Source organism: Neisseria sp. GT4A_CT1 (assembly GCF_000227275.1).
GTDB lineage: Bacteria > Pseudomonadota > Gammaproteobacteria > Burkholderiales > Neisseriaceae > Neisseria.
In genome coordinates this window covers 316,997-342,506 of record NZ_JH164966.1, presented here as the reverse complement: position 1 = coordinate 342,506, position 25,510 = coordinate 316,997, and the positions used below count along the sequence as shown (strand labels likewise).

25 protein-coding genes and 2 pseudogenes are annotated in these 25,510 nt (G+C 52.2%); 17 read left to right on the top strand and 10 right to left on the bottom strand.

Annotation, left to right across the window (positions count from 1 at the left end):
- On the bottom strand, positions 1-1,436 hold a 1,436-nt coding region (locus HMPREF1028_RS06380; RefSeq protein ID WP_009312007.1), incomplete at its 3' end, for a hypothetical protein.
- Between the two features lie 198 nt (positions 1,437-1,634).
- Entirely contained in the window at positions 1,635-1,964 is a 330-nt protein-coding gene (locus HMPREF1028_RS06375; RefSeq protein ID WP_232203811.1) for a hypothetical protein, read from the bottom strand.
- Between HMPREF1028_RS06375 and HMPREF1028_RS14645 the strand changes: the two genes are divergently transcribed.
- Positions 1,964-2,266: a hypothetical protein gene (locus tag HMPREF1028_RS14645; RefSeq protein WP_148132520.1), complete on the top strand. Its 303-nt coding sequence runs from the start codon at positions 1,964-1,966 to the stop codon at positions 2,264-2,266. The genes HMPREF1028_RS06375 and HMPREF1028_RS14645 overlap by 1 nt on opposite strands.
- Positions 2,263-2,781, top strand: a complete 519-nt coding sequence (locus HMPREF1028_RS06370; RefSeq protein ID WP_009312005.1) for a hypothetical protein — start codon at positions 2,263-2,265, stop codon at positions 2,779-2,781. Before HMPREF1028_RS14645 ends, HMPREF1028_RS06370 begins: the two co-directional genes overlap by 4 nt.
- 188 nt (positions 2,782-2,969) lie before the next feature.
- On the opposite strand, the gene HMPREF1028_RS06365 is transcribed toward HMPREF1028_RS06370, so the two are convergent.
- A complete protein-coding gene (locus tag HMPREF1028_RS06365) occupies positions 2,970-3,662 on the bottom strand; it encodes a VIT family protein (protein ID WP_009312004.1) in 693 nt (230 codons plus the stop codon).
- Positions 3,663-3,850: 188 nt separating this feature from the next.
- Here HMPREF1028_RS06365 and HMPREF1028_RS06360 point away from each other — a divergent pair, with 188 nt between their 5' ends.
- The gene (locus HMPREF1028_RS06360; protein ID WP_009312003.1) at positions 3,851-5,278 is read left to right on the top strand and encodes an acyl-CoA dehydrogenase family protein; all 1,428 of its coding nucleotides are present in this window, start codon (positions 3,851-3,853) and stop codon (positions 5,276-5,278) included.
- A 118-nt stretch (positions 5,279-5,396) separates the two neighbouring features.
- Positions 5,397-5,966 carry a hypothetical protein gene (locus HMPREF1028_RS06355; RefSeq protein ID WP_009312002.1) on the top strand — a complete coding sequence of 190 codons (570 nt, stop codon included), beginning with the start codon at positions 5,397-5,399 and terminating at the stop codon, positions 5,964-5,966.
- Positions 5,967-6,330: 364 nt separating this feature from the next.
- Here the strand turns inward: HMPREF1028_RS06355 and typA are convergent, their stop codons facing one another.
- A complete protein-coding gene (gene typA / locus HMPREF1028_RS06350) occupies positions 6,331-8,142 on the bottom strand; it encodes a translational GTPase TypA (protein WP_003765802.1) in 1,812 nt (603 codons plus the stop codon).
- 477 nt (positions 8,143-8,619) lie between these two features.
- On the opposite strand from typA, the pseudogene bfr (HMPREF1028_RS06345) reads away from it, so the two are divergent.
- From bfr (HMPREF1028_RS06345) to HMPREF1028_RS06315, 8 genes and pseudogenes are all read left to right on the top strand, one after another.
- A pseudogene (bfr, locus tag HMPREF1028_RS06345) lies at positions 8,620-9,085 on the top strand (bacterioferritin).
- A gap of 22 nt (positions 9,086-9,107) precedes the next feature.
- The gene (gene bfr / locus HMPREF1028_RS06340; RefSeq protein ID WP_003755415.1) at positions 9,108-9,581 is read left to right on the top strand and encodes a bacterioferritin; all 474 of its coding nucleotides are present in this window, start codon (positions 9,108-9,110) and stop codon (positions 9,579-9,581) included.
- A gap of 79 nt (positions 9,582-9,660) precedes the next feature.
- Positions 9,661-9,845, top strand: a pseudogene (locus HMPREF1028_RS15490) (hypothetical protein); the annotation flags it as partial.
- A gap of 373 nt (positions 9,846-10,218) precedes the next feature.
- Complete coding sequence (locus HMPREF1028_RS06335; protein ID WP_009311995.1) at positions 10,219-10,722, top strand: hypothetical protein; 504 nt, start codon at positions 10,219-10,221, stop codon at positions 10,720-10,722.
- 125 nt (positions 10,723-10,847) lie between these two features.
- Complete coding sequence (locus HMPREF1028_RS06330) at positions 10,848-11,402, top strand: hypothetical protein (protein WP_003755407.1); 555 nt, start codon at positions 10,848-10,850, stop codon at positions 11,400-11,402.
- A 394-nt stretch (positions 11,403-11,796) separates the two neighbouring features.
- On the top strand, positions 11,797-12,747 hold the full coding sequence (gene trxB / locus HMPREF1028_RS06325) for a thioredoxin-disulfide reductase (RefSeq protein ID WP_009311993.1): 951 nt from the start codon (positions 11,797-11,799) through the stop codon (positions 12,745-12,747).
- Between the two features lie 361 nt (positions 12,748-13,108).
- A complete protein-coding gene (corA, locus tag HMPREF1028_RS06320) occupies positions 13,109-14,179 on the top strand; it encodes a magnesium/cobalt transporter CorA (RefSeq protein WP_009311991.1) in 1,071 nt (356 codons plus the stop codon).
- Between the two features lie 129 nt (positions 14,180-14,308).
- Positions 14,309-14,791: an acyl-CoA thioesterase gene (locus tag HMPREF1028_RS06315; protein WP_009311990.1), complete on the top strand. Its 483-nt coding sequence runs from the start codon at positions 14,309-14,311 to the stop codon at positions 14,789-14,791.
- Between the two features lie 152 nt (positions 14,792-14,943).
- On the opposite strand, the gene HMPREF1028_RS06310 is transcribed toward HMPREF1028_RS06315, so the two are convergent.
- On the bottom strand, positions 14,944-15,408 hold the full coding sequence (locus tag HMPREF1028_RS06310) for a universal stress protein (RefSeq protein ID WP_003755397.1): 465 nt from the start codon (positions 15,406-15,408) through the stop codon (positions 14,944-14,946).
- A 192-nt stretch (positions 15,409-15,600) separates the two neighbouring features.
- On the opposite strand from HMPREF1028_RS06310, the gene HMPREF1028_RS06305 reads away from it, so the two are divergent.
- From HMPREF1028_RS06305 to brnQ, 5 genes are all read left to right on the top strand, one after another.
- Positions 15,601-16,377 carry a tRNA threonylcarbamoyladenosine dehydratase gene (locus HMPREF1028_RS06305; protein WP_009311987.1) on the top strand — a complete coding sequence of 259 codons (777 nt, stop codon included), beginning with the start codon at positions 15,601-15,603 and terminating at the stop codon, positions 16,375-16,377.
- A 1-nt stretch (position 16,378) separates the two neighbouring features.
- On the top strand, positions 16,379-16,849 hold the full coding sequence (locus HMPREF1028_RS06300; RefSeq protein WP_003741001.1) for a hypothetical protein: 471 nt from the start codon (positions 16,379-16,381) through the stop codon (positions 16,847-16,849).
- Between the two features lie 51 nt (positions 16,850-16,900).
- Positions 16,901-17,359 (top strand): hypothetical protein, encoded by a 459-nt coding sequence (locus HMPREF1028_RS06295; RefSeq protein WP_009311985.1) that lies wholly within the window; start codon positions 16,901-16,903, stop codon positions 17,357-17,359.
- A gap of 105 nt (positions 17,360-17,464) precedes the next feature.
- Positions 17,465-18,352, top strand: a complete 888-nt coding sequence (locus HMPREF1028_RS06290; RefSeq protein ID WP_009311982.1) for a ScpA family protein — start codon at positions 17,465-17,467, stop codon at positions 18,350-18,352.
- Between the two features lie 227 nt (positions 18,353-18,579).
- The gene (gene brnQ, locus HMPREF1028_RS06285; protein ID WP_009311980.1) at positions 18,580-19,917 is read left to right on the top strand and encodes a branched-chain amino acid transport system II carrier protein; all 1,338 of its coding nucleotides are present in this window, start codon (positions 18,580-18,582) and stop codon (positions 19,915-19,917) included.
- Positions 19,918-20,056: 139 nt separating this feature from the next.
- On the opposite strand, the gene HMPREF1028_RS06280 is transcribed toward brnQ, so the two are convergent.
- The 5 genes from HMPREF1028_RS06280 to HMPREF1028_RS06260 all read right to left on the bottom strand — a co-directional run.
- The gene (locus HMPREF1028_RS06280) at positions 20,057-21,190 is read right to left on the bottom strand and encodes an AAA family ATPase (protein ID WP_009311978.1); all 1,134 of its coding nucleotides are present in this window, start codon (positions 21,188-21,190) and stop codon (positions 20,057-20,059) included.
- A 32-nt stretch (positions 21,191-21,222) separates the two neighbouring features.
- The gene (locus tag HMPREF1028_RS06275) at positions 21,223-22,029 is read right to left on the bottom strand and encodes an RNA ligase family protein (protein WP_009311976.1); all 807 of its coding nucleotides are present in this window, start codon (positions 22,027-22,029) and stop codon (positions 21,223-21,225) included.
- 53 nt (positions 22,030-22,082) lie between these two features.
- Positions 22,083-23,384 carry a hemolysin family protein gene (locus tag HMPREF1028_RS06270; RefSeq protein ID WP_009311973.1) on the bottom strand — a complete coding sequence of 434 codons (1,302 nt, stop codon included), beginning with the start codon at positions 23,382-23,384 and terminating at the stop codon, positions 22,083-22,085.
- 173 nt (positions 23,385-23,557) lie between these two features.
- Positions 23,558-24,322 (bottom strand): hypothetical protein, encoded by a 765-nt coding sequence (locus HMPREF1028_RS06265; protein ID WP_009311971.1) that lies wholly within the window; start codon positions 24,320-24,322, stop codon positions 23,558-23,560.
- A 105-nt stretch (positions 24,323-24,427) separates the two neighbouring features.
- Positions 24,428-25,510: NYN domain-containing protein (locus HMPREF1028_RS06260; protein WP_009311969.1), on the bottom strand; the 1,083-nt coding region annotated here is incomplete at its 5' end.

The window sequence follows — 25,510 nt, the reverse complement described above, 5'->3', positions numbered from 1 at the left end:
TTCAGGTCGTCTGAAACGGCTGCCGCATTCTGTTCCCTCTCCTGCGGGAGAGGGCTAGGGAGAGGGTTTGTTACGGCTGCGGGAAATTTGGTTTGAGCGGCAACCGTTTTGCCTTCTCCCTCGGAGGTGGGAGTGGGTTGCTGTTGGCTCGGAGAGTTCAGCCCGCCCAGTTTGAATCCGTATGCCAACGGCGCAACTGTAATCATCAGTGGCTCGTGTGCCGATAAAAAGCCCTGCCAGTCGGACACAGGTTTGGCTTTCAAACCGTTTTGCTGCAAGAAGCCGAGCATGGTTTCGCGCCGTCCCAAACTTTCGGCGCACAGCAAAATCCGCCCGTCAAAGGTCGTCTGAAAATCCTTCAATGCCTGCAAAGGCTCGTCGGATTGGCGGTTGACGGCAAGGTCGGGCAGGGTGTGTTCCTTGCCGGAAACATCGGGCAGCACTTGTCCGTAGTTTTTCAGACGACCTGCGAACACATCGGCAGAGAGATACAAATGCTGTGGAAGCAAAGGCGGATAAGTTTCGTCGCCCTGCGCCATGGAGTAACGCGATTTGACATCGCTCCAAAAGCGGTTGGCTTCGGCGTGAACGTCGCCCAAAGAGACAAACAGCGCATCTTCGCCGATGTAATCAAACAGCGTTTCCAGCTCGTTTTCAAAAAACAGCGGCAGATAATATTCCACGCCTGCGCCGAAATGGCCGTTGCTGACGGCTTTGTACACAGCGGCATCGTTCGGATTGCCATCGACTTCCTCGCGGAAGCGGCTGCGGAAGATTTTTTGCGCCTCGCTGTCGGTGGGGAATTCGTGCGCCGGCAGCAGGCGGATTTCGGAAACGGGGGAAATGGTGCGCTGCGTGTCGGTGTCAAACGTTTTAATGCTGTCGATTTCATCGTCGAACAAATCGATGCGGTAAGGCATCTCGCTGCCCATCGGGAACAAATCGACAATACCGCCGCGCACGGCAAACTCGCCCGCCGCCACGACATGGGAAACATGGTTGTAACCAGCATCCACCAAATCGCTTTTCAGACGGCCTATATCCAGAGTCTGCCCCGTTTTCAGCCAGAACGTGCGCCCCGCCAGAAACGGCACGGGCGGCAGCTTCTGCATCGCTGTGGCAACCGGTACGAACAGCACGTCCGCCGCGCCGCTCTTAATCTGCCACAACGCTGACAGCCGCTCTGACACCAAATCCTGATGCGGCGAAAAACGCTCGTAAGGCAGCGTTTCCCAGTCCGGCAGGAACACCGCCGTATCGTGCGGACGGAAAAACCGCCATGCCGTCTGAAGGCGCAACGCCTGTTCCGCATCTTGGGTCAGCACGACTTTGAGCCGCTTATGCGGCAGATAACGCGCCAAAGCCAGCGGCAGCGAGCCTTGCGAAAGATTGGGCCAACGGGATTTTTCACGGGGTTTGGGGATAGGGTAGTTCATGGCGTAGGGACAATGGCTTGCGGCAGCCGGAAAAAATTTCGGGCTGCCGTGGTGGGTTGTAAAAGCGGAATTTTAGCAGATTAAAAGCGGGTATAAGGGATAGGATGGTTTGGTTGGTTTTCAGACGGCCTTTTTATGCCAGAGGGTCGTCTGAAAATGCTTGTCCGTAAAAACCGATTGAAATGGATAGACTGAATATTACGGTTTGTCCGGATAAGCCAATAACGGGCTGAAGTCCGCTTTCCAAATATCCAGTTCATGCAGTTGACCGTCGCTGTAAGAATATAGGGTTGCCAAAACCGGAATGCCGTCTTTATCGTGAAACAGGTATTCGGCGATTGGGATGATTTTTAGCGGGCGCGTTTGGTTTGTATCGCTGGAAAACAGAAAACTGCCCATCGCGCCGTCGTCGAGCGTAGTGACGCTGTTGGAAAAACGGGTTTCCAATCGGGCATATTGAGGTTTTTTGTTGGACAGAAGAAGATTCAACAAATTGGTTTCGTCTGCCGTCATCGGGCGTTTGTTCAATGGTTCAACTCCATGTATCTGCTGAAAAAGGGATTGTTCGTTCGGATGTTTTCAGACGACCTTTGGCGGCAGGAAGTTATTCTAACGGATGCAAACCGGCAAAGACAGCGGCTGCTTTTTCAGACGACATGCAAGGGTTTGTGATAAGGTATAAAACGGACCTATTTCTGGGAACGAGGTCGTCTGAAAACGGAGGGGAAGGGTATGCCGCAGCAGAAGTGCAGGCAGCAGGCATTTCAGATTTGCGTTATACTTTTCCCCGTCTGTGTACTTTACTTATGAGAAAGGCAGCAAAATTATGATCTTAGAATTCATTAAAAAACTGTTTGGCGCTACCGGTGGCGCATCGTCTTCGCCAAAACGCGGCGGCTGGAATGAGGAAGAGGGCGTGTATTACGCCAAAGGCAGCTACGATAACGCAGTAGAGTACAACAATGAGTTGATGTGCATTGCCAATTTTATGCTCTACCATATGGAAGACATGAACCAGGCAATGGACAAACGCGATTACGCCCAAGCCGAAAAAGTCCGTGTGCAGTGGATAGCCGCGATTCCCAATTACATCGCACAAGCCGATAAATTGGGTGCATACAAAGGCGATGCTTCCCTGTTGAATGCTTTGAAAAGCCATCTGCGTTTCTTTAGCGATTTGATGGAAGACGGCTATAAAAAGCTGATCCAAATCCGCGCTTCCGGCAAACACGGTTCGGAAGAAGATGAAGAGCAATTGGACGAGAACAACGAGAAAATCTTGGACAGTACCGATAAGTTCAATGAAGTGAGCGATGAGTTTTTGGAAAAATTCGAAGACGAATAAACCGTATAGGCGAATTTTGTAAAACGCTATCCTAAAACCAAAAATCCTCTAAATTCCTTACGACAGAATTTAGAGGATTTTTTTCATAAGCCGTTTTCTATAAAAACATAGAGAACCGCTGATTGTCAAAAAGGTCGTCTGAAAACCGGTATGGCGGGTTTGGCTACAAGTTTTCAGACGACCTCCGTTCAAACTGCTACACCCGCCAGTTTGCCGATCATACCCGTAACCACCAACGCCGCCACACCCCACAGGCACACGCGCAAGACGGCGGGAGCGACAGGTGCGCCGCCGAGTTTGGCGGAGGCGTAACCCAGCGCGGCGAGTCCGCATAAAGTGGTTGCCGCCAGCGTAGGGATCAGGGCGGCGGGAGCGGTCAGCGCGACCAGCAGCGGCAGTATCGCGCCGGCGCAGAACGAACCGGCGGAGGCAAGCGCGGCCTGCATGGGCTTGGCGGCGGAGGTTTCGGTGATGCCGATTTCGTCGCGGGCATGGGCGGAGAGCGCGTCGTGTTCCATCAATGCCTGTGCGACTTCGGCGGCAAGCGCGTCGGACAAACCGCGGCGGCGGTAGATTTCAGTCAGTTCTGCCAGTTCGGCATCAGGATTGGCTTCCAATTCGTAGCGTTCTTTGTGCAAGTCGGCTTTTTCCGTGTCCGACTGGCTGGATACGGAAACATATTCCCCCGCCGCCATCGAGACTGCGCCGCCAATTAGGGCGGAAACGCCCGTCAGCAGCAGGGTTTGGAAATCGGGGGCGGCGGCCGCAACGCCGGTCAGCAGTGAGGCGGTAGAAATCAGGCCGTCGTTCGCGCCCAATACGCTCGCGCGCAGCCAGTTGTTGCGGTTGCTGAAATGGCGTTCGCTGTGTTGTGAATACATGGCAGTGTTCCGGCGGTGTTTTGCGCTATGGTAGCACCGTATCGGTTTATCGGGGCGGCGTAATCATGCGTTTGCACGCTGAAAATCCGTCCACACTTGATAATCATTGTCGCTTAAACGGGTTTGTGGTATAAATCCTAGAAATTTAGCTCTAAACTCTAATAACTGCCGATTAACCGAGAATCATGATGACACACACCGAATCAAGCGCGCAGCCGTCAACTATGGACACGGCTGCTTTTTTAAAGCACATCGAATCCGCATTCCGCCGCATTTTTTCAGACGACCTGAACCTCATGCAATACCTGCCCGAAGACAAATGGCTTGCCTTGAAGCAGGCGGGTTTGCTGTTGCCCTTCCTCGACAAAAAACACGGCGGCCGCAAGGGCAGCCAGTTTGAAATCCAAGAAGTCCTGCGGATTGCGGGGCATTACGGCGTGCCCGTTACCCTGCGTACCGGCATCGAAGGCGCGCTGGTGTTGCAGCCTCTGCAAGAGTTTGGCGACGAAGCGCAAGTCGCGCAAGGTTTGGACATGGTTTTTAAAGGCGAGGGCGGCGGTTTGGGCATTACCGAACCCGAAACCTCCGGCGCGGCGATTGCCCGCGAAATGCAGTCCTACTACGAATACATCGACGAACAAACGATTTACGTCAACGCCGCGAAATATTGGCAGGGCAACTCGCAAAGCGACTTTCTCCTCGTCGCCGCCAAAGAGCGCAAAAACGGCAAACTCTCCAAAGTCATCAACCTGTTGCTCGTTCCCAAGCAATACATCCGCTACGAAGCCCTCGCATCCGAAGGCCTGCGCGCCGTCCGTTACGCCGTCAACCGCATTGATGCAGAAATGCCTGCTGCCGCCGTCATGAAACTCTCGCAGAGCGACGCCGCCGGTTTGCGCGCGTTCCAAAACATCTTTATCCGCAGCCGCCTGCAACTGATCGGCATGACGCACGGCATCATGGAATACATCATTGACAACCTGAACCGATATGTCCGCCACGACATCAAATTCGTCGATTATGAACGCCGCGAAATCCAACGCCGCCATCAGGTTTCCGAGATTCTTTACCGCTACGTCTGCCATTGCGTTTCGCCCGTTGCCCCCGTCGCCCATCAGCTGATGGAGGCAAACATCATCAAAACCCTCGCCACAGAATACACATACGCCGCCGCGCAAATGTTGCAAAAACTCTTGGGCGCAAAGGGTTTTGAACGCGGACACACCGCCAGCAATATCGCTATCGACATCCGCCCCTTCACCATCTTCGAAGGTCCGAACGATATGCTTTATGCCGAAATTTACGACCAGTTCGTCCGCGCCACCGCCGAAGAAAAAGAAGCAGGCATTAAGTTGGACAAAAACCAAACCCTGCTTGACCGTCTGCAAACCGACGCCCGCTTTGCCGCCGTTGCCCGCGACTACACTTTGCCCGAAGACATCCGCAGCTTCCTGCAGGAACGCACCTTGACCGACGCCTGTGCCTTGCAAAAAGTCTTCATCGGCAAAATCATCGCCCGACTCTTCACCTTCGTGCAGGCGGAACACGAAGACACCGCAGCCTTCCTGTTGAACGACATCCGCAAAGACATATTGGACTGCCGATATTGCGGTTGATGGTTTAAGGCAGAGAGGTCGTCTGAAATCGGTTTTCAGACGACCTTGGGCGGATTTTTATGCTTTCGATTCAAAAGCGATTTCATTGCGAAAATCAAATGAATCAAGTGCTTTAGTCATGTTCATTGACTTTCAGACGACCTCCGAGCCCATGACCCTCTCCAAACTTCCTCTTTGGCAGACTCCCGAACAAGTCTGCGACATCTTACTTGTGCTGCAGGAAAAGCAGCGCAATCGTGCGTTGTACGAACTCGTTTCCCTTTTTGATCATGAAAACCCGCAAGGTCGGACGGAAGCCGAAAGTCAGCTTGCCGCCCTGCGCCTGCTGTGGCATGACCCGCGTTTTCAAGCTTTGGAAAACATCAGACATTGGCTGCGCGATGTGCTTGGGTTGGACGAGTCAAACGGTTCATGGCTTGCGTTGCAGAGCGACATTGAAACGCTGATGGAAATGCTCCATCCCGAAACCTGCCGCACTTACGGAGAATACGGCGGTATGTTCAAAAGCGCGCAAACGCTCGAACCTTTTGTCGCCCGAATGTTCGAGCGCGATACCGAAGCCTCGCGCAGCATGGCTTGGGACTGTCTGTATTGGAACAAAGAGCTCCGCTGTTTACGCCCCGATTGGGATGAATGGTTGAAAGAAGAAATCCGAAATCTGCACGATAAATACGGCGAAAACAAATAGCCGCCGCAACTGATTCAGGTTGACTGAAAGGTATTTCTGACTTTGAGCGGCTGAAAATCAAACCCGACTGTTTTTTATAGTGGATTAACTAAATCAGGACAAGGCGACGAAGCCGCAGACAGTACAGATAGTACGGAACCGATTCACTTGGTGCTTCAGCACCTTAGAGAATCGTTCTCTTTGAGCTAAGGCGAGGTAACGCCGTACTGGTTTAAAGTTAACCCACTATATTTTTTCTGCGAATAAGGCTGAGTTAAATCGGAAATTAAACGGCAATTTTGTACGGGAACGAATAGCAAGCAATAAAAAGGTCGTCTGAAAATTTCAGACGACCTTTTTTCATTTCATCAACAGCCTAGTGGAATCAATCCAGCTTTTTAAAGTGGCGGCGGCGTTCCAGTTCGCTCAGGTAACGCTTGCGCAGACGGATGGACTGCGGCGTGATTTCTACCAGCTCGTCATCGTCGATAAACTCGACCGCACCTTCCAGCGTCAGCTTGATTGGCGTGGTCAGACGCACAGCTTCGTCGGTGCCGCTGGCGCGGATGTTGGTAAGTTTTTTGCCTTTGAGCGGGTTGACCACCAAATCGTTGTCGCGGCTGTGGATGCCGATAATCATGCCTTCGTAGATTTTATCGTTGGGTGATACGAACATACGGCCGCGGTCTTCCAGATTCCATAAGGCATAAGCGACGGCTTCGCCTTGCTCTTGGGAAATCAGTACGCCGTTGTGGCGGCCGGGCATATCGGGTTTCACTGGCGCGTAGTCGTCGAATACGTGGCTCATCAGGCCGACACCGCGCGTCAGGGTCATGAATTCACCTTGGAAACCGATTAAGCCGCGCGCGGGAATATGGTATTCGAGGCGGGTCCGGCCGTTGCCGTCGCTTTCCATATTGGTCAGTTCGCCGCGGCGGCGGCCGAGTTCTTCCATTACCGCGCCTTGGTTTTCGTCCGGTACGTCCACGGTCAGGTTTTCATAAGGTTCGCATTTTTGACCGTCGATGTCGCGGTACACGACGCGCGGCTTGCCGACTGCCAGTTCAAAACCTTCGCGGCGCATGTTTTCCAACAAAATGGTCAGGTGCAGTTCGCCGCGTCCGGATACGCGGAACACGTCGGCATCGGCGGTATCTTCCACGCGCAGGGCGACGTTGGTCAGCAATTCTTTTTGCAGGCGGTCGCGGATTTGGCGGCTGGTCACGAATTTGCCTTCGGTACCCGCCAGCGGGCTGGTGTTCACCATAAAGTCCATCGTCAGCGTCGGTTCGTCCACGCTCAACATCGGCAAGCCTTTGGGGTTGTCTTTGTCGGTGATGGTCACGCCGATACCGATGTCTTCGATACCGGAAATAATCACGATGTCGCCGGCTTCGGCTTCTTCAAGCGGTACGCGCTCCAAACCTTTGAAACCCAAAAGCTGGTTGATGCGGCCTTGGGCGATTTGTTGATCGTGGTTCATCACGGCAACGACTTGGCCGGGTTTGATACGGCCATTCAGGATGCGGCCGATGCCGAGGCGGCCGGTGTAGTTGTCGTAGTCGAGTTGGGAAATTTGCAGTTGCAGCGTTTCGTCTGCGCTGCCGCTCGGTGCGGGCGTGTGTTTTAAGATGGTGTCGAACAGCGGACGCATGTCGTTGCTCTCGTCGGTTTCTTCCAGTTTGGCGAAACCGGACAGGCCGGAAGCGTAAACAATCGGGAAGTCCAACTGTTCGTCGGTTGCGCCCAAGTTGTCGAAGAGTTCGAAGGTTTGGTCGATGACCCAGCTCGGACGGGCGGACGGTTTGTCGATTTTATTGATGACGACGATCGGTTTCAGTCCCAAAGCCAAGGCTTTTTTGGTAACGAAACGGGTTTGCGGCATCGGGCCCTCCTGCGCATCCACCAACAATACGACGCAGTCCACCATACCCAAAACGCGCTCCACCTCGCCGCCGAAGTCGGCGTGTCCCGGAGTGTCGACGATGTTGATGTGGTAGCCTTCGTAATCGATGGCGGTATTTTTGGCGAGGATGGTAATGCCGCGTTCTTTTTCAAGGTCGTTGCTGTCCATCACGCGTTCGTCAACCTGCTGGTTGGCGCGGAATGTACCGGATTGGCGCAGCAGTTGGTCAACTAATGTGGTTTTGCCGTGGTCGACGTGGGCGATGATGGCAATGTTGCGAATTTGTTTCATGGTGATATGTATTTCAAATGATTTTTATCAAAAAGTAACTCGCGATTATATCACGGTTCATCTTATCGGACGGAGGGGGAGTAGATTAAATTTGAATCGGTACGGCGTTTATCCCGGTTCAACCATCAGTCACTATGCACACTGCGGCACAGTTTGACGATAAAAGCATTTGAGAATAATTAATAATAAAATTTGATTGGGTTTTGTAATTTATTTGCTTTTATTTATGGTTAAAGAGTGTAAATGTTTTTGAATGTTGAAATGGATTCTTAATACCAATGGCAACAAATATCTATATAAAACAAGGTATTGAATTTTCAGACGACCTTTTAAGGCTTCTGTTTCTTTTGATAATTGTTTGTATTTTAAATAGAAAATTTGTCAAGCATCAGGCTTTTGCATACAATTCAGCCATCAAGAAACAACACGCAATGTTTTTTACAGACACTTTACAATTTCAAAGAAAGAGAAAGAATTATGCAAGGCAATCAAGCTGTTATCGATTATATGAACGAACTGTTGTCCGGCGAGCTGGCTGCACGCGATCAATACTTCATCCACTCACGCCTGTACTCCGAATGGGGCTACAACAAACTGTTCGAGCGTCTGAATCATGAGATGGAAGAAGAAACAACCCACGCCGAAGACTTCATCCGCCGTATCCTGATGCTGGGCGGTACGCCTAAAATGACCCGTGCCGAACTGAACATCGGTACCGACGTGATTTCCTGCCTGAAAGCGGATTTGAACACCGAATACGAAGTACGCGATGCATTAGAAAAAAGGCATCAAACTGTGCGAAGAAGCACAAGACTACGTTACCCGTGATTTGATGATTGCCCAGTTGAAAGACACTGAAGAAGATCACGCCCACTGGCTGGAACAACAACTGCGTCTGATCGAACTCGTCGGCGAAGGCAACTACTACCAAAGCCAACTGTAATTAAGCGTATAAGGAGCTGAAAATGAAAGGCGATCGCTTAGTTATCCGCGAGCTGAACAAAAACTTGGGCTTGCTCTTGGTTACCATCAACCAATATTTCCTGCATGCCCGTATTTTGAAAAACTGGGGCTTTGAAGAATTGGGCGAACACTTCTTCAAACAGTCCATCCGCGAAATGAAATCCGCAGACGATTTAATCGAGCGTATTTTGTTCTTGGAAGGCCTGCCTAACCTGCAAGAATTGGGCAAACTGCTGATTGGCGAATCAACCGAAGAAATCCTGTCCTGCGATTTGACAAAAGAACAGGAAAAACACGATGCCCTCATCGCTGCCATCGCCATCGCGGAACAACAGCAAGACTACGTCAGCCGTGATTTGTTGGAAAAACAAAAAGACATCAACGAAGAACACATCGACTGGCTCGAAACCCAGCAGGAGCTGATCGGCAAAGTCGGTTTGCCGAACTACCTGCAAACAGCGGCGCAAGAGGACTAAAACACAAACCACTGCCAAATATAGCAGTCCCTGCACCCATAAACGGCATATCCTTTCGGATATGCCGTTTTTCTTTTAATATAGTGGATTAAATTTAAATCAGGACAAGGCGACAAAGCCGCAGACAGGACAGATAGTACGGAACCGATTCACTTGGTGCTTCAGCACCTTAGAGAATCGTTCTCTTTGAGCTAAGACGAGGCAACGCCGTACTGGTTTAAAGTTAATCCACTATACTTTGTCAGTAAAAGAGACGGTTCCCTGCTTTGTTAAGAAGTGAATATGCAGCATATGTGGTTTTAAACTGAAATAAAATTATATGAATAATAATAAGTTATAAATATTTTTGTATTATTTCCCTTGCTGCTCTTGAAATATTTAGAATTTTTGTTTTAAACTGCACACATTATCTATTCCATTATTTATGTATTCTGTCATGCAAACAGCGCACCATTCATCTGCTTTCTTCTATTGGTACCACACAAACGTGCGGTACTTTTTTGCGCTTGTCTGACACAGATTAGAGATAGGGATACGCAAATCAGAGCCGCCTCATTTGAGCGGCTTTTTTGTTACCTATACATGGCCGCATCAATTGAAATATGAAATAAAACACAACTGAATCAGGATTACAGCCATGACCCCCTCCATACACGCCCAAACAAAAAACCTTCCTTTACACCGCTGCCAAATGATTGTTGACGGCAATAGCCATCACACAACAGATTCCCAAGCCTTGCCGGGCAGCGCAGATACGCTGATCAGCGAGGCATTGATTCCGCAAATCCGTATGGTTGCCACTTTGATTGCAGGCGAAAGGCACGATTTTGAAGCAGACAGCCCTGCTGTCTTTACGGAGGAAGCCGACTTTTTTGCCGCCCGCATCTTGGTATTGGGTGTACACCGTTTCCATTTGGATATCACATTGTTGCCCATGCTGAAAACCGCCAACCAACGCGCCCAAGCGTTTGCCAAACGCCACCATCTCCCATTTACCCCCGCCCAAATGCATATGAGCCTGCATGCCCGCCGTCCTGACAACTTGCTGATTGTCGAAACCGAACACGAAATGGAAAATCATGGCAGCCTGATTGCCAACAGCCTTGCTTTCGCAGCCAAACTCCCCCGCCTGCCTTTGTAAACCATATTGACGCACTTGATAAAAATCAAATTTGCACCATATTCCACGGCAAGGCGCAGTATATTGACGCGCAGTTTGCCGATAACGCTCGGCTTAGACAATACCACTTCAAAAAGGATAAAAAAATGAAAAAACTCATTGCCTTAGCCGCACTTTCCTCACTTGCTCTCGCTGCCTGCAAAGACAATACCCAAGCCCAGCTTGAGCAGCAGCAAAAACAAATCGAAGCGCTTCAGCAGCAACTTGCCCAACAACAAGACAATACGATTTACCAACTCACGCCGGAAGGTGTGAAAGATACCATTCCAGCCGAAGCGCAAGCCAACGGCAACAATGGTCAGCCTGTGACCGGAACAGACGGACAACAATATATTTACGACCAATCCACTGGCAGCTGGCTGCTGCAAAGCTTGGTCGGTACGGCGGCAGGCGCGTTCATCGGTAACGCGCTGGCAAACAAATTCACACAAGCGCGTAATCAAAACAGCCCGATTGCCCAACGCGCACGCGCCCATTATTATCAAACGGCCCGTCCCAACAGCCGTACCAGCCAGCAACTCAATACCCGCAGCCTGCCTGCGCAACAACAGGCGGCGCAACAGCAACGTTACCGCCAAACAACCCAGCAGCCGTCCAATTATCGCCGGCCAATGAGTCGCGGTTTTGGCCGCCGCCGCTAAAGCCATTTGATTGTTTTAAACGGGTTTCCGATTCGGCAAAGAATGCTGATCAGAGAAAGACAGCGTAACAGAGTTCGCTGATTTGCCGATTAAAGCAGATGGAGGTCGTCTGAAAATTCAGACGACCTTTGTTTATGCATCGCCATAAGATGCAAGATGCCTTCAGTCAATACTCTTTATAGTGGATTAAAATAAAAATGAGACAAGGCGGCAACGCCCGCCGTGTACGGGTAGTACATAAGGGCGTTGGCAACGCCGTATCATTGCAATTTTAATCCACTATATCAAAAGAAAAAGGGGGGGTGCGGTTGCATCTGCATTTTCAGACGACCTGAGTTTCAAGTAAAATCTACCTCGTCTGAAACACACTCAATCTCTCAGTAAGGAAAACATCATGAGCAACCATCACAAACTCATCATCCTCGGCTCAGGCCCCGCCGGCTACACCGCCGCCGTTTATGCCGCCCGCGCCAACCTCAAGCCCGTCATCATCACCGGTGTCGAGCAGGGCGGACAACTGATGACCACCACCGAAGTCGACAACTGGCCCGCCGACGCCGAAGGCGTACAAGGCCCGGAACTGATGGCGCGTTTCCAAGCCCATGCCGAACGCTTCGGCACCGAAATGATTTTCGACCAAATCCACACCGTCGATTTGCAAAACCGCCCCTTCATCCTCAAAGGCGACATGGGCGAATACACCTGCGACGCCCTGATCGTCGCTACCGGCGCATCCGCCAAATATCTGGGGATACCCAGTGAAGAAACCTTTGCCGGCAAAGGCGTATCCGCCTGCGCGACCTGTGACGGTTTCTTCTATAAACAACAAGACGTAGCCGTTGTCGGCGGCGGCAATACTGCCGTAGAGGAAGCTCTTTACCTCGCCAATATCGCCAACACCGTTACCCTGATTCACCGCCGCGACAGTTTCCGCGCCGAAAAAATCATGGTGGACAAACTCATGCAGCGCGTTGAAGAAGGCAAAATCATCCTCAAGCTCAACAGCAATCTGGATGAAGTCTTGGGCGACGAAGGCGGCGTAACCGGCGCTCGTCTGAAACGCAACGACGGCACCACCGAAGAAATCGCCGTCAAAGGCGTTTTCATCGCCATCGGCCATAAACCCAACACCGACATTTTCAAAGGCCAGCTCGATATGGACGAAACCGGCTACCTGAAAACCAAAGGCGGTACGGGCGACAACGTCGGAGCGACCAATATCGAAGGCGTATGGGCGGCAGGCGATGTCAAAGACCACACCTACCGTCAAGCCATCACCAGCGCGGCTTCCGGCTGCCAAGCCGCACTGGACGCCGAACGCTGGCTCGACCGCCAAGGGTTGTAAAATATAGTGGATTAACTAAATCAGGACAAGGCGACGAAGCCGCAGACAGTACAGATAGTACGGAACCGATTCACTTGGTGCTTCAGCACCTTAGAGAATCGTTCTCTTTGAGCTAAGGCGAGACAACGCCGTACTGGTTTAAAGTTAATCCACTATATCCGAAACGGTTTTCTCAAGCATAAAGGTCGTCTGAACCTTTCAGACGACCTTTTTTATAGTGGATTAAAATTGCAATGATACGGCGTTGCCAACGCCCTTATGTACTACCCGTACACGGCGGGCGTTGCCGCTTTGTCTCATTTTTATTTTAATCCACTATACAACAGAAAAACACATTATCCATCCTGCCCTATCCCATTTTATGAGCAAACAGCCCAACAGCGCAGACCCAGCAGAAATTACGCAAGACCAAACCGTCCCGCGCAGCAATACCGACAACGCGCCGCGTTCCGCCATCCACCAGACGCTTTATTCCGCCGATACGTTTGCCCAACACGATTATCTCGCGGGTAAAAAACTGCCCGACATCGCCCGCCCGCAAGCGGGGCAGACCAACTGGCTGCATTTCGTCGGCATCAACGACGCCGCTCTGCTCAAACACACGCTGGAGCCTTACGGCATCCACGAGCTGGTCATCGAAGACATCCTCAGCCGCAAACAACGCCCCAAAATCGAAGACTATGACAATTATCTGTTTATCGCCGCGCAGGTTTACCACTACACCGCCGCCGGCAAACTGAATTCCGACCAAGTGTATCTGATTATCGGCAAGGATTTCGTGTTGTCGTTCCAGCAAAAACCGCTGGGGCTGTTCAGCCAGTTGCGCCGCCAAATGAGCGAAAACCCGCGCGGCATCCTCGGCAAAAATACCGCCTTTCTCGCCTATTGCCTGCTCGACCGCATCGTGGACGACTATTTCATCGTTTTGGAAGAGTACAACAACCGCGTCGAAGCCATAGACAAATCCCTGTTTAAAGATGAAAACAGCGATATCCTCGGCAAAATCCACCGTCTCAAGCGCGATGCCGTCCGCCTGCGCCGCACACTTTTGCCTTTGCGCGACGTGTTCTATCAACTTGCCGTACGTGTCGATTTCACCATTTTCAAAGGCGAGTCCACCGTCTATCTGCGCGACGTGTACGATCACAACATGCAGCTTCTTGAGTCGCTCGACGCCTCGCGCGACATGGTGTTGAGCATGATGGACATCTACCTTTCCTTCCAATCCAACCGCATGAACCAGCAAATGCGCGTCCTGACCGTCATCACCATCATCTTCATGCCGCTGACCGTCATTACCGGCATCTACGGCATGAACTTCGACAACATGCCCGAGCTGCATTGGCATTACGGCTATTTTATCGTTTTAGGTTTGATGCTGTGCATTATCGTCGGGCTGCTGATTTTCTTCTCGCGCAGAAAATGGTTATAAACCCATAAAAAAATCCAATTTCCGTATATTCATATATTAAATACAATCAGTAAGGTCGTCTGAAAACCATCCCAACCACTGAACGGCCGCCTGTCTAACACAAACATTCATTTTTAAAAGAGGAACACCATGGACCAAACCCGCCAACTCCCTGCACACGAACTCATCATGTCCGAACTGATGATGCCGGACACCGCCAATTTCAGCGGCAACGTCCACGGCGGCGAACTTTTGCGCCTGCTCGACCAAGTCGCTTATTCCTGCGCCAGCCGTTACAGCGGTAATTATTGCGTTACCCTGTCTGTTGATAAAGTCTTGTTTAAAGAGCCGATACACGTCGGCGACTTGGTAACCTTCTACGCCAGCGTCAACTACACGGGCAGAACCTCCATGGAAATCGGCATCCGCGTCGAGGCGCAAAACATCCGCACCGGCGAAGTGCGTCATACCAATAGCTGCTACTTCACCATGGTTGCAGTTGAAGACGGCAAACCCGTTCCCGTCCCGCCGTTGGAAATTACCACCGAGCGCCAACGCTGCCGTTACGAAAAAGCCAAAAAACGCAAAGTCTTGAGCCTTCAGACATCGGACGAGACTTCCTGCGGATGCTGAAAACGGACGGATAAAACGGATTGCAAGACAAAGGTCGTCTGAAAACCAGGTTTCAGGTTTTCAGACGACCTTTTTATTTGACGGATAAGGACATTATCGAAACTGCGTCTGTCGAAGCAGTTTCAGACGACCTTCTTCAGTAGGGCAGCCCCTTACGCTTCTTCCGCTTTGCTGCGGATAATCAGAAGCGGCAGGTGGCTTTGGCGCATAACGGTTTCGGCGAAGCTGCCCATCAGGAGGTGCATCAGGCCGGTGCGGCCGTGTGTGCCGAGTACCAGCAGGTCGGCGCCGTTTTCATCGGCGTAATCGACCAAATCCTGCGCCATTTCGCGTGCGCCTTTGTTGGCGACCAGCAGGTGTTTGACGATGTTTTCCACGCCGTTTTCGCGGGCGGTTTTTTCAGCGAAGTCCAAGACTTCGTTGCCTTGGGCGACGGCGGCGGCCTCGTAGCTTTCGTGTTGCAGGAATTCGGGGGCGAGCGCCATGTATTCGGCGGGGTTGGCGACGTGTACCAAAGTCAGGCGGGCGTTGTTGACGCTTGCCAACTCGGCGGCGTGTTTCAGGGCGTTGAGGGAAGTTTCGCTGCCGTCAACGGCTACAACCAGATGTTTGTACATAGTTCATTCTCCTTTTGCGCCGCAGGCGGCACTTTGTTTCATGCGGTTGGGAAGGGTCCGATATGAAACGATTATAGACTCTTTCGGGCTGCTGCAACAGCCCGTCTACTTTCCAGTATAATATGTGTCGGACTCGTCCGCAGCGTTTTGCGTTGATTTTCATTCATTTATTGATATATCACAAGGTTGGGTATGAACGACACCGTTTTTCTTCCTTCGCGCCGTTTCGGCGGTATTGCCAGACTCTACGGAGATGAAGCACTGGCGCGGTTTTCGCGCGCGCACGTCTGCGTGGTCGGCGTGGGCGGGGTAGGCTCTTGGGCGGTAGAGGCTTTGGCGCGGACGGGCATCGGTCGTTTGACCTTGATTGATTTGGACAACGTCGCCGAGTCCAATGTCAACCGCCAGCTTCATGCGCTGACCGACGATTTCGGCAAGGCGAAGGTGATGGCGTTGCGCGAACGCATTGCTCAAATCAACCCGCAATGCGAAGTGGAGGAAATCGAGGATTTTGTGACGGAAGACAATCTCGAAACGCTTTTCAGACGACCTTTCGACTTTGTGATCGACGCGATAGACCAAGTGCGTGTCAAGGCGGCGATGGCGGCTTATTTTGTGCGGCACAATCAGCCGTTTATCCTCAGCGGCGGCGCGGGCGGACAGAAAAATCCGGCATTGATTCAAACCGCTGATTTGAGCCGCGTTACCCACGACCCGCTGCTTGCCAACCTGCGCTACACCTTGCGCAAACGCTACGGCTTCAGCCGCGATACCAAAGAAAAAATGCGCGTGCCGTGTGTGTTCTCGACTGAGAACATTACGCCGCCGCAATCTGGCGAAGCGTGTTCGACCGATACCGCGCCGCAAGGGCTGTCCTGCGCGGGCTATGGCGCGAGTATGCTGGTGACGGCTTCGTTTGGGCTGTATTGTGCGCAGGCGGCGGTGGAACATATTGCAGGACGGAAATGAGATGAATCGATTTTTTAAAGCCTATTTTATCGCCAGCTTGATTTATGCGGTTGTCTTCGGTTTGCTGATGTACGGTGACGGTTTGCTGTTTTCAGGATCCGAATGTTTTGATATTGCACCTGAAAATGAACAGCGTCTACAGTATTGTTCACGAGCTGCTGAAATGTCGGCTTTTGAGAAAGTGTCTTTGAAGGTTTTCTTCTTTCCGTTTTTATCTGTAATGTTATTGTCCCTACTCAATGCCGGCATTATGAAGTGGACCAAACGCTGTACAACTTCGATGACTCTTGCTTTGCCTATTGTCGAATGGTTGATTGTTTGGTTCGTTTTTTTACTGTGGGAATGGAGTAGTCTGGATAGTTGGATGTCAATAGGAGGACTTCTTTTTTTGGGATTGCCTGTTTATGGCATGGCAGCAGTTCAAGCCCTGAGTGTGTTGCGCTCTTCTGCAAATGCCAATCAGAAAATTTGATGTGGGTTTAAGCCTCTTGAAATTTATTTTTTCAGACGACCTTTTTTGCCTATGAACCGATTTTTCAAAGCCTATTTTATCGCCAGCCTGATTTATGCGGTGTGGTTCGGCGTGTTGATGTATGCCGTCGATCCGATGTTTGGCGCAATGGGATGCGACATGCAGTCGGGCGATTATTTGTGTTTTCAGGACGGCTCTCCGCGGCCGTTTACCAATTTCCTTTATCCTTTCCTGTCCGTTCCGATATTCAGCCTTTTGCACGCTGCCATCATGAAGTGGCGCAAATGCTGCTCGGTCGGGATGATTTGGTTTTTGGTCGGCTGCGAATGGCTGCTATTGTCGGTTTGGATAATCGCAATGCTTGCGCGCGATGGCTTTGTGTTTTCCCGCGATGCCGTTACGGTGCTGACCGGTTCGTTTTTCGCCGTTTTGCCGCTGCTGGGCATGGCGTTGGCGCAAACGCTTGCCATTGCCATCGCTTCTTTGAAAAGCCAACGCAAAAAAGGCTGATTTTTGTTTTGCCGCACTTGTTTTGGCGAAACCCGCTGCGTTTTCAGACGACCCCGTTATTGATTAACCACCCATCGAACCTAATAAGAAAAAGCTCCTCTAACCATGCCTTCAGAACACCTTATTCCTTCCGCTGCGGCAACGTCGTCTGAACACACTGTCGCGTGGGTATTCGGTCAACCTGTTACCGATTTGCCGCAGGATTTGTTTATTCCGCCCGATGCTTTGAAGGTTGTCCTAAGCAGCTTCCAAGGGCCGTTGGATTTGCTGCTTTACCTTATCCGCAAACAGAATATCGACGTTCTCGATATTCCGATGGTGAAGATTACCGAGCAATATCTGCACTATATCGCCCAAATGGAAGCGTATCAGTTTGATTTGGCGGCGGAATATCTTTTGATGGCGGCGATGCTGATTGAAATCAAATCGCGCCTGCTGCTGCCGTGTCCCGAAGAGGTCGAGGATGAGGAGGCGGATCCGCGTGCCGAGCTGGTGCGCCGCCTTTTGGCTTACGAACAGATGAAGCTGGCGGCGCAGGGTTTGGATGCGTTGCCGCGCGCGGGAAGGGATTTTGCTTGGGCGTATCTGCCGTTGGAAATCGCGGTCGAGGCGAAGCTGCCGGAGGTGTATGTCGCCGATTTGACGCAGGCGTGGCTGGGCATTTTGTCGCGGGCGAAACATACGCGCAGCCATGAAGTGATTCAGGAAACCATTTCCGTGCGCGCGCAGATGACGGCGGTTTTACGTCGTCTGAACGAGAGCGGGATATGCAAATTCAGCGATTTGTTCAAACCGGAGCAGGGCGCGGCGTATGTGGTCGTCAATTTCATCGCGCTCTTGGAGCTTGCCAAAGAAGGTTTGGTCCGCATCGTCCAGCCGGACAGCTACGGCGAAATCGAAATCAGCCTGAAACAGGAAAATTTAGAACGCCCGGAAGCGGAAGAGGGCGTTTCAGACGACCCCGCCGCCGACATTGAAGGCGAAACGGCATGATGATTTCACGCTTGGCAAACCCATACCCATTTTAATCAACTGCCCTTTATATAGTGGATTAAATTTAAATCAGGACAAGGCGACGAAGCCGCAGACAGTACAGAGATAGTACGGAACCGATTCACTTGGTGCTTCAGCACCTTAGAGAATCGTTCTCTTTGAGCTAAGGCGAGGCAACGCCGTACTGGGTTAAAGTTAATCCAATATAAACAAACAGGTACGAATTTATGAACAGTGTTTCCCCGCTCAACCGTAAAGCCTCGCTGTGGGCGGTCGGTTTGATGTTGTTCGCTTTGTTTTTCGGTGCGGGCAATCTGATTTTTCCCGCTTATCTCGGACAACAGGCGGGGGAAAGCTGGTTCTCTGCGATGACGGGTTTCCTGTTGACCGGCGCGGGCCTGCCGCTGTTGGGCGTGATTGCCATCGGCTATTCCGGTTCGCGCGATGTGCAGGCGCTGGCTTCAAGGGTTGCGCCTTGGTACGGCGTGGCGTTTGCCGTCGCACTGTATTTGTCCATCGGGCCTTTGTTTGCCATGCCGCGTACGGCGACGGTGTCGTTTGAGATTGCCGTTGCGCCGTTTTTGACTGAAAGCCAAAAAACAGTCGGGCTGGCGGCGTTCAGCGTGGCGTTTTTCGGCGTGGCGTATTGGCTGTCGATGTCGCCGGGCAAGCTGGTGGACCGCATCGGTAAAATCCTGACCCCCGTATTGCTTTTGACGATTGCCGTTTTGGTCGGCTACGCCGCGTTGAATCCGATGGGCGTTCCCGCTGCGGCACAAGGCGATTTTGCCCTCCGTCCGTTCATAAAAGGCATTTTGGAAGGCTACGGCACAATGGACGCACTCGCTTCACTGGTGTTCTCCATTATCGTCATTGACGCCGTGCGCGCGATGGGCGTGGACAACCGCTCCGAGCTGCTGCGGACGACCGCCGTTTCAGGCATCGTCGCCGCATCTTGTCTGGCACTGGTGTACCTCTTCATCGGCTATATGGGCGCGACCAGCGTGGCAGGTTTGGGACTTCAGGAAAACGGCGCGGAAATCTTGTCGAAAACGGCAAATTTCTACTTCGGCGTCCCCGGCAATATCCTCTTGGGCGTCATCGTCCTGCTCGCCTGCTTGAGTACCGCCGTCGGACTGATTACATCATGTTCCGAATATTTCAACCGCCTGTGTCCCGGCATTCCTTACAAAATGTTCGTCGTCATCAATACGGTCGTGTCTATGGCGTTGGCGAACAAAGGCCTGTCCTCCATCCTGACCTTCTCCATTCCGATGCTGATGCTGCTGTACCCGCTGACCATCGTCATCATCCTGCTGGTCTTCCTGCACAAACTGTTCGGCGGCAGCCGCATCGTCTATTTCTGCACCATGATGGCAACGCTGGCAGTCGGTTTGCTCGATGCCTATAAAGCCGCATTCGGCTTCAGCGAAGAAGTCGCCGCCGACATCAACGGCGCACTGCCGCTTTACAACGTCGGGCTGGGCTGGCTGCTGCCTGCAACCGTCGGCTTTATTTTAGGGTGCATCCTGAACGCCGCGCTCAAGAAAAAACATAAGGCTTAAATCTAAACAAAGGTCGTCTGAAAATTTTCAGACGACCTTTTCTATTCAATCCCAGATAAATCCAGAAATTTGATGGATGCCCATTTTCGCAGGCTGCCTGACCTTTATGGTTGGCAACCGCACTTCGGATGCGGACCGGTTAACCGGAAACCACAAAATCCACCGTATGCGCTTCGCTGTAATCGGGGATTTCCAGCTTGTTGATCATGCGGTGTATCACATCGTTCGGCACGGAATGTTCGCGGTTACGGTTTTGCGACAGCAATTGCGTGTAAGGCACTTCCAAATAAATCAGGTGTACCCGCGCGCCGTAGTCGGCGAACATAGGCAGCCACTTGCTGCGCAGGTCGCGGTTGAGGTTGGTGGCGTTGAAGACAAAGGACGTGCGGGCGCGCAGGTATTCTTTTGCCTGCTCTTTCCCCAAACGCACGGCTTCGGCGGTGTGTTTCGGGTCGGCGGGGTCGAGTTTGCGCTCGCGTCGGATGTTGTCCAGCGACAGCATGGGCAGATGGGCGAGGTTTCGACGGATATAGCTGTCTTTGCCGCTGCCTGCTATGGCGCACATGGCGTACACGTCAAAGGTTCTGTCGTCAAACGGCTGGTAATCGGGCATGTCTCTGCGGGCGTTGAGATAGAGATAGCGGCCGTAATCGCTGGCGAAATTGCGCGCTTTGCCCCAGCAGTCGTTTTCTTCGCACAGCTCGCGGAACAAGTCGATGCGCAGCAGGATATCCTGTTGGTCGCGGCAGATGCGACCTAGAACGTCGGCTTTGGCAAGCATGGCGAGGTGAGCGGTATTGACCTGCAAAGAAGCGGCGATGACGGCGCGTTCCGGACTCGGTTTGTCGATTGCCCACAGAGGCAGTCCGTGCAGACGCACGAGTTTGGCTATCGCTTCGCGCACGGCAAACGGCGTGGCAAGTTCGGTGTAAAGCAGGGCGCGGGCAGTGTATTCACCTTTTTTGGCATGGTTCGGCGACACAATCCGCTCTTTGCCGCCTTGGATCTCACGTTTAGTGGTGCTGCGTTTTTCTACATCATGCAGCATAGCGGCGGCAAACAAGATATGTTGCTCCTGCTCGCTGAGTGTTTGGAATTCAGGCAGTTGCAGCAGGGCTTCGCACACCATTTTAGTATGGACGAATACATCGCCTTCAGCGTGCCATTCAGGATCCTGCGGCACGTTTTTCATATCGGCAAACCAACTGAAGCGATGCTCCAAGGCTTGCCAGTCGGGAAGTTTGCCGGGTGTGTAATGGGGGAATGTCCACATGGTAGTCTTTCTTATTATTGGATGACTTGACTTCAGGCCGTCTGAAACTGCCAGCTTTGCCAATGGTATTTATCATAATCGATAAGGCGGGCGGGCTTCCAAGTTTTTGTCCAATGCACATCGGTTTTAACGTGTTTGGCGCGAACAAGTTTAAAGAGGTTGTCAAACTCGTTGGACTGTACGGGCAGGTTACCGTTGTTAGTGGCAAAATCAGCGGCATTGCGGATGACGAAGCCTTCACTGCATGCTTCGCCTGTTTTCGGGTCGTAGCCGCCGAGTTTGCCTGCGGTTTGCACGCTGTCTGTCCATGTTGCACCTAAATTGGCGAGCAGCCATTGCTCCAAAGCGGTGTCTTCGTCGGTGTATTTTTGGGTGAAGTCGGCAAGCGGATGCACGATGGGAAGTTCGGGGACTGTGGGGAAATCGAACAGCTGGGCATAGAATTTAACTTCTTCCCACGACAGCCAATGTCCGCCGCGACGGATGGCAAACAGGTAAAAATAGCTTTTCAACTGCGAATAGGCGATGGAGTGGATACCGTACATGTTTTCGCCGAAAAGTTCGAGGTCACCCAAGTCGTCTTTGATGTGCTGCCAGCGTTGCAGCAGCGGTTTGTCCCACGGATGTTGGGTGGGGGCGGCATGGCTGCGGGCATAAAGACCGTGGGCGGCGAAGCAGTTGTTTTGCCCGTCCAGCTTTTCGGTCAATACCAATTGCGGCAGAGTAGCGAAATGCGCGAGGTAGCCGCGAGGCATAAAGCGGTCGTCTGAAGTTGTGCCCAAGCTGATGGGTGCGTGCAGGCTGCGGGCGTATTTTTGTGGTTCGGTGTTCGCCATCATGATTTGTCCTTGAAATTTATTTTTTAAGTTTTTCGGATGGTTTCTGCGGCTGATTATATTTTTTCTACTGTATCGCTTTGTTTGGACACCAAAAGCTGGTCGATTTTCAGATTTTCGGTGTCGATGATTTCAAATTTATAGCCCGCGTAAACCAAAAAATCGGTGCGTTTCGGGATTTTGCGCAGGGAATACATCATAAAGCCGGCGATAGTTTCGTAGTTTTCCGAGTTGGGAAATTCCTCGATGTCCAGCGCACGCATGACGTCGGCGAGCGGGGTCGCGCCGTCCACCAGCCAGGTATCTTCGGTGCGGCGGATGATTTGCGGCTCTTCTTCGGTATTGACCAGCTCGCCCATGACGATGCTCATCACGTCTTTCAGCGTTACCACGCCGACCACCAGCGCGTATTCGTTTACCACTACGGCAAAGTCTTCGCCGGAAGTTTTGAAGGTTTCCAATACATCGTAAAGCGACAGTGTGTCGGGGATGAACAAGGCTTTGCGTAACACGCGCTTGTCGGTCAGGCGGACGTCTTTTTCTTTTAAAAACAATGTCAATAGCGTGTGCGATTCGATGTAGCCGATGACGCGTTCCAAATCGCCGTCGCACACCAAGAATTTGTTGTGCGGTTTTTCCGACATCATTTCCAACACGGTATCGCTGCCGTCGTTTTTATCGAAATAGGCGATGTATTCGCGCGTGCTCATGGTGGAAGTCACCGTGCGCGCCTGCATGTCGAAAATGTTTTCAATCAGGTAGTGTTCCTGCTCTTTCAATACGCCCGCCTGCGCGCCCGCATCGACGACGGCGTAAATGTCTTCCGAGGTCAACTGCTCTTGGCGGACGGTGGAGATTTTGAAGAGTTTGAATATCGAGTTCGCCAGTCCGTCAAATGTCCAAACGAAAGGCTTTAGGATAAAAATCAAAAACATCATCGGCCGCACGATGCGCACCGCCACCGCTTCGGGATGGGTCATCGCTATGCGCTTGGGCATCAGGTCGGCAATCAGGATGAAGCTGCCGGTGACCAGCGCAAACGTCAGCAGCGACGCGGCCGTACTGCCCCAACTGCCCGCGTTTGCCAACAACCCGCCGAAATAAGGGCGCACCGCCGCTTCGCCGACGATACCGGCGAGAATGGCGACGGCGTTCAAACCGATTTGGACGACGGTGATGAAGCTGCCCGGCTGCTGCTGCATATTGAGCACATCAAGCGCGCGGGTGTCGCCGCCGTCTTTTGCCATGACTTGCAATTTGATTTTGCGCGCCGAGGCGAGCGCGAGTTCGGAACAGGAAACGAATGCGCTAATGACGATCAGCAGGACCAATAACAATAAGGCTTCGAGAATATTCATGAAAAACGGTGTGTGTGGCAAACAGAGGACATTTTAGCATTAAAGGTCGTCTGAACGACGAACCGCCCCTTGTGGTTGGATGGGTTGTCCAACTTTGGGAGCGGTTCAGGTTTCAGACGACCTTTTGCCTTTTGGCTACGGTTACATAAAAAACGTAGCGGCAAATAACGGGTTTATTTGCCCAGCAGTTCGATGCTGCAAGCTACTTTGCCGACACGCATTTCGGCTGTGCCTGAACAGCCTGCGGGCAGTATGCGGCGGAAGGATGCAAGCTGTTTCGGGTCGGGCGTAATTTTCAGGCGCAGGACGGTTTGGGGCAGGTGCAGGCGGCTTAGGGCTTCTTCAGTGCTGATGTCGTAGACTTTCTTGAATTGGTCAAAGGTATTGTTGCGTTTGTGGTCGAAGACGGTAACGCTGCCGTCTTCGTTGAAACGGTAGGTATTTTCGCCTTTGATGATGATGTCCCTGTCGTAGATGCGGACGATTTGCAAACGGCCGTTTTCATCGTAGCGGTATTGCAGGCCATGATCGGTGCATCCGTAATGGGATTCGCAGTTTTCGGCCAAAACGTAGGCAAACGAGGTGCTGCTGCCGGCAGTATGAGCCCAGCAAAACTGCAGGCCGTCTTGTCCGGCATCGCAGCCTTTGGGGTTGTCTCGTTTTTGGGCGGCGACTTTCTGCTGCAACTTTTGAAATTCTTCCTCAGACATAAGCGTGTCACCGCGGCGGATTCGTTCACGTTCAATCTGTTTTTGTTGCCTGTTATATTCACGTTGTCGGGCAGCTTCAATGTCGCGCTGCTGCATTTCGTGCAAGATGTGTGGGGGTATGCCTTGGCAGTTTGAGCCGTTGCAGGCGGCGGCATCCTGCGCCCACAGTGCGGCGGCAGATACGGCGGCGATGACGGCGAGTTTCGGGATGATGTTTGCGGAAGTCATGATTTTCCTTTTAATGATTTTGAGGTCAGTTCACTTGGGATTTAGATTTTCAGACGACCTCTTCAGATTGGGCGGCAGATTGTCTTTTGCCTCCAAACCTATGGCTTAACCTTTGGCGGTAAAGCGTTTGTTGACGCGCAGGCGTTCGCCGCGGCCGGCTTTTTTGATTTCCAGCCAGTCGGTGTAGATGGCGTGGATGAGGTGGTTTATGGTTTCAAAGCCGTATTGCTGCGGGTCGGTACCTTGTGCGGCGAGTTGCTTCGATACGTCGCTCAAACGCGCCCAGCCTTGTTCGTCGGCGTGGGTGTCGACTGCCTGCTGTACAGCGGGGATAACGCGGGTAACGGGCAGTTTGCTGCTTTTGGCGGCGGGTTCGGGTTTGGCGGGTGTCGGCTGTGCGGTGTCTGCCGCTGGGCTTGGCGCGGTGTTTTCGTTCTTGGCTTGGTTGTTTTTTTTGCTGCGCGTTTTGCGTTTTTGCGCGGCGTTGGGGTCGTCTGAAACGGTTTCTTCTGCATGATGGGTTGCCACCGGGTTTTCAGACGACCTCTCTGTCGGTTTGTCGGCGGATTTGCGGCGGCGGACTTGGAGTTGGTTGTTGTCGGTGCGGTGTTCGAAGATGTCGAAGGATTTGATGAGGTCGGAGAGTTTGCCGTAGCCGTACAGCCTTGAGTCGAAATCGGGATTGATTTTGCTGATGTAGCTGCCGATGGGGCCGAGGTTTGCCCAGCCGAGGTCGTCGGCGTTTTCGCGCACGGCGCGTTTGAGCAGGGACAGCGCGTCTGGGGCGGCGGCAGGGGTGTTTTTGCCGCTGTTCTTCTCTTTTTCTTGGCGTTGTTTTTCGGGACGGAAGATTTCGGTGTAGATGAATTTGTCGCAGGCTTTGCGGAAGGCTTCGGGCGTTTTCTTTTCGCCGAAACCATACACGGTCAGCCCGCTTTCGCGCAGGCGGCTTGCCAGTCGGGTAAAGTCGGAATCGCTGGATACGATGCAGAAGCCGTCGAAATTGCCGCTGTATAGCAAATCCATCGCGTCGATGACCAGCGCCATATCGGTGGCGTTTTTGCCTTTGGTGTAGGCGAATTGTTGGACGGGGATGATGGCGTGGGGCAGGAGGGCGGCTTTCCATTTGGAAAGGCCGTGGCTCCAGTCGCCGTAGATGCGTTTGACGCTGGCGATGCCGTATTTGGC

Excerpts from the sequence above, each read along its gene's own strand:
- HMPREF1028_RS06330 (WP_003755407.1), top strand. The coding sequence starts at position 10,848 with ATGAAAAAACTCATTGCCTTAGCCGCACTTTCCTCACTTGCTCTCGCT.
- HMPREF1028_RS06265 (WP_009311971.1), bottom strand. The coding sequence starts at position 24,322 with ATGACTTCCGCAAACATCATCCCGAAACTCGCCGTCATCGCCGCCGTA.
- HMPREF1028_RS06290 (WP_009311982.1), top strand. The coding sequence starts at position 17,465 with ATGCCTTCAGAACACCTTATTCCTTCCGCTGCGGCAACGTCGTCTGAA.
- HMPREF1028_RS06280 (WP_009311978.1), bottom strand. The coding sequence starts at position 21,190 with ATGTGGACATTCCCCCATTACACACCCGGCAAACTTCCCGACTGGCAA.
- HMPREF1028_RS06335 (WP_009311995.1), top strand. The coding sequence starts at position 10,219 with ATGACCCCCTCCATACACGCCCAAACAAAAAACCTTCCTTTACACCGC.
- HMPREF1028_RS06365 (WP_009312004.1), bottom strand. The coding sequence starts at position 3,662 with ATGTATTCACAACACAGCGAACGCCATTTCAGCAACCGCAACAACTGG.
- HMPREF1028_RS06310 (WP_003755397.1), bottom strand. The coding sequence starts at position 15,408 with ATGTACAAACATCTGGTTGTAGCCGTTGACGGCAGCGAAACTTCCCTC.
- HMPREF1028_RS14645 (WP_148132520.1), top strand. The coding sequence starts at position 1,964 with ATGGTTCAACTCCATGTATCTGCTGAAAAAGGGATTGTTCGTTCGGAT.
- HMPREF1028_RS06315 (WP_009311990.1), top strand. The coding sequence starts at position 14,309 with ATGGACCAAACCCGCCAACTCCCTGCACACGAACTCATCATGTCCGAA.
- HMPREF1028_RS06270 (WP_009311973.1), bottom strand. The coding sequence starts at position 23,384 with ATGAATATTCTCGAAGCCTTATTGTTATTGGTCCTGCTGATCGTCATT.
- HMPREF1028_RS06360 (WP_009312003.1), top strand. The coding sequence starts at position 3,851 with ATGACACACACCGAATCAAGCGCGCAGCCGTCAACTATGGACACGGCT.
- HMPREF1028_RS06355 (WP_009312002.1), top strand. The coding sequence starts at position 5,397 with ATGTTCATTGACTTTCAGACGACCTCCGAGCCCATGACCCTCTCCAAA.
- HMPREF1028_RS06305 (WP_009311987.1), top strand. The coding sequence starts at position 15,601 with ATGAACGACACCGTTTTTCTTCCTTCGCGCCGTTTCGGCGGTATTGCC.
- HMPREF1028_RS06370 (WP_009312005.1), top strand. The coding sequence starts at position 2,263 with ATGATCTTAGAATTCATTAAAAAACTGTTTGGCGCTACCGGTGGCGCA.
- bfr (WP_003755415.1), top strand. The coding sequence starts at position 9,108 with ATGAAAGGCGATCGCTTAGTTATCCGCGAGCTGAACAAAAACTTGGGC.
- brnQ (WP_009311980.1), top strand. The coding sequence starts at position 18,580 with ATGAACAGTGTTTCCCCGCTCAACCGTAAAGCCTCGCTGTGGGCGGTC.
- HMPREF1028_RS06300 (WP_003741001.1), top strand. The coding sequence starts at position 16,379 with ATGAATCGATTTTTTAAAGCCTATTTTATCGCCAGCTTGATTTATGCG.
- corA (WP_009311991.1), top strand. The coding sequence starts at position 13,109 with ATGAGCAAACAGCCCAACAGCGCAGACCCAGCAGAAATTACGCAAGAC.
- HMPREF1028_RS06295 (WP_009311985.1), top strand. The coding sequence starts at position 16,901 with ATGAACCGATTTTTCAAAGCCTATTTTATCGCCAGCCTGATTTATGCG.
- typA (WP_003765802.1), bottom strand. The coding sequence starts at position 8,142 with ATGAAACAAATTCGCAACATTGCCATCATCGCCCACGTCGACCACGGC.
- trxB (WP_009311993.1), top strand. The coding sequence starts at position 11,797 with ATGAGCAACCATCACAAACTCATCATCCTCGGCTCAGGCCCCGCCGGC.
- HMPREF1028_RS06275 (WP_009311976.1), bottom strand. The coding sequence starts at position 22,029 with ATGATGGCGAACACCGAACCACAAAAATACGCCCGCAGCCTGCACGCA.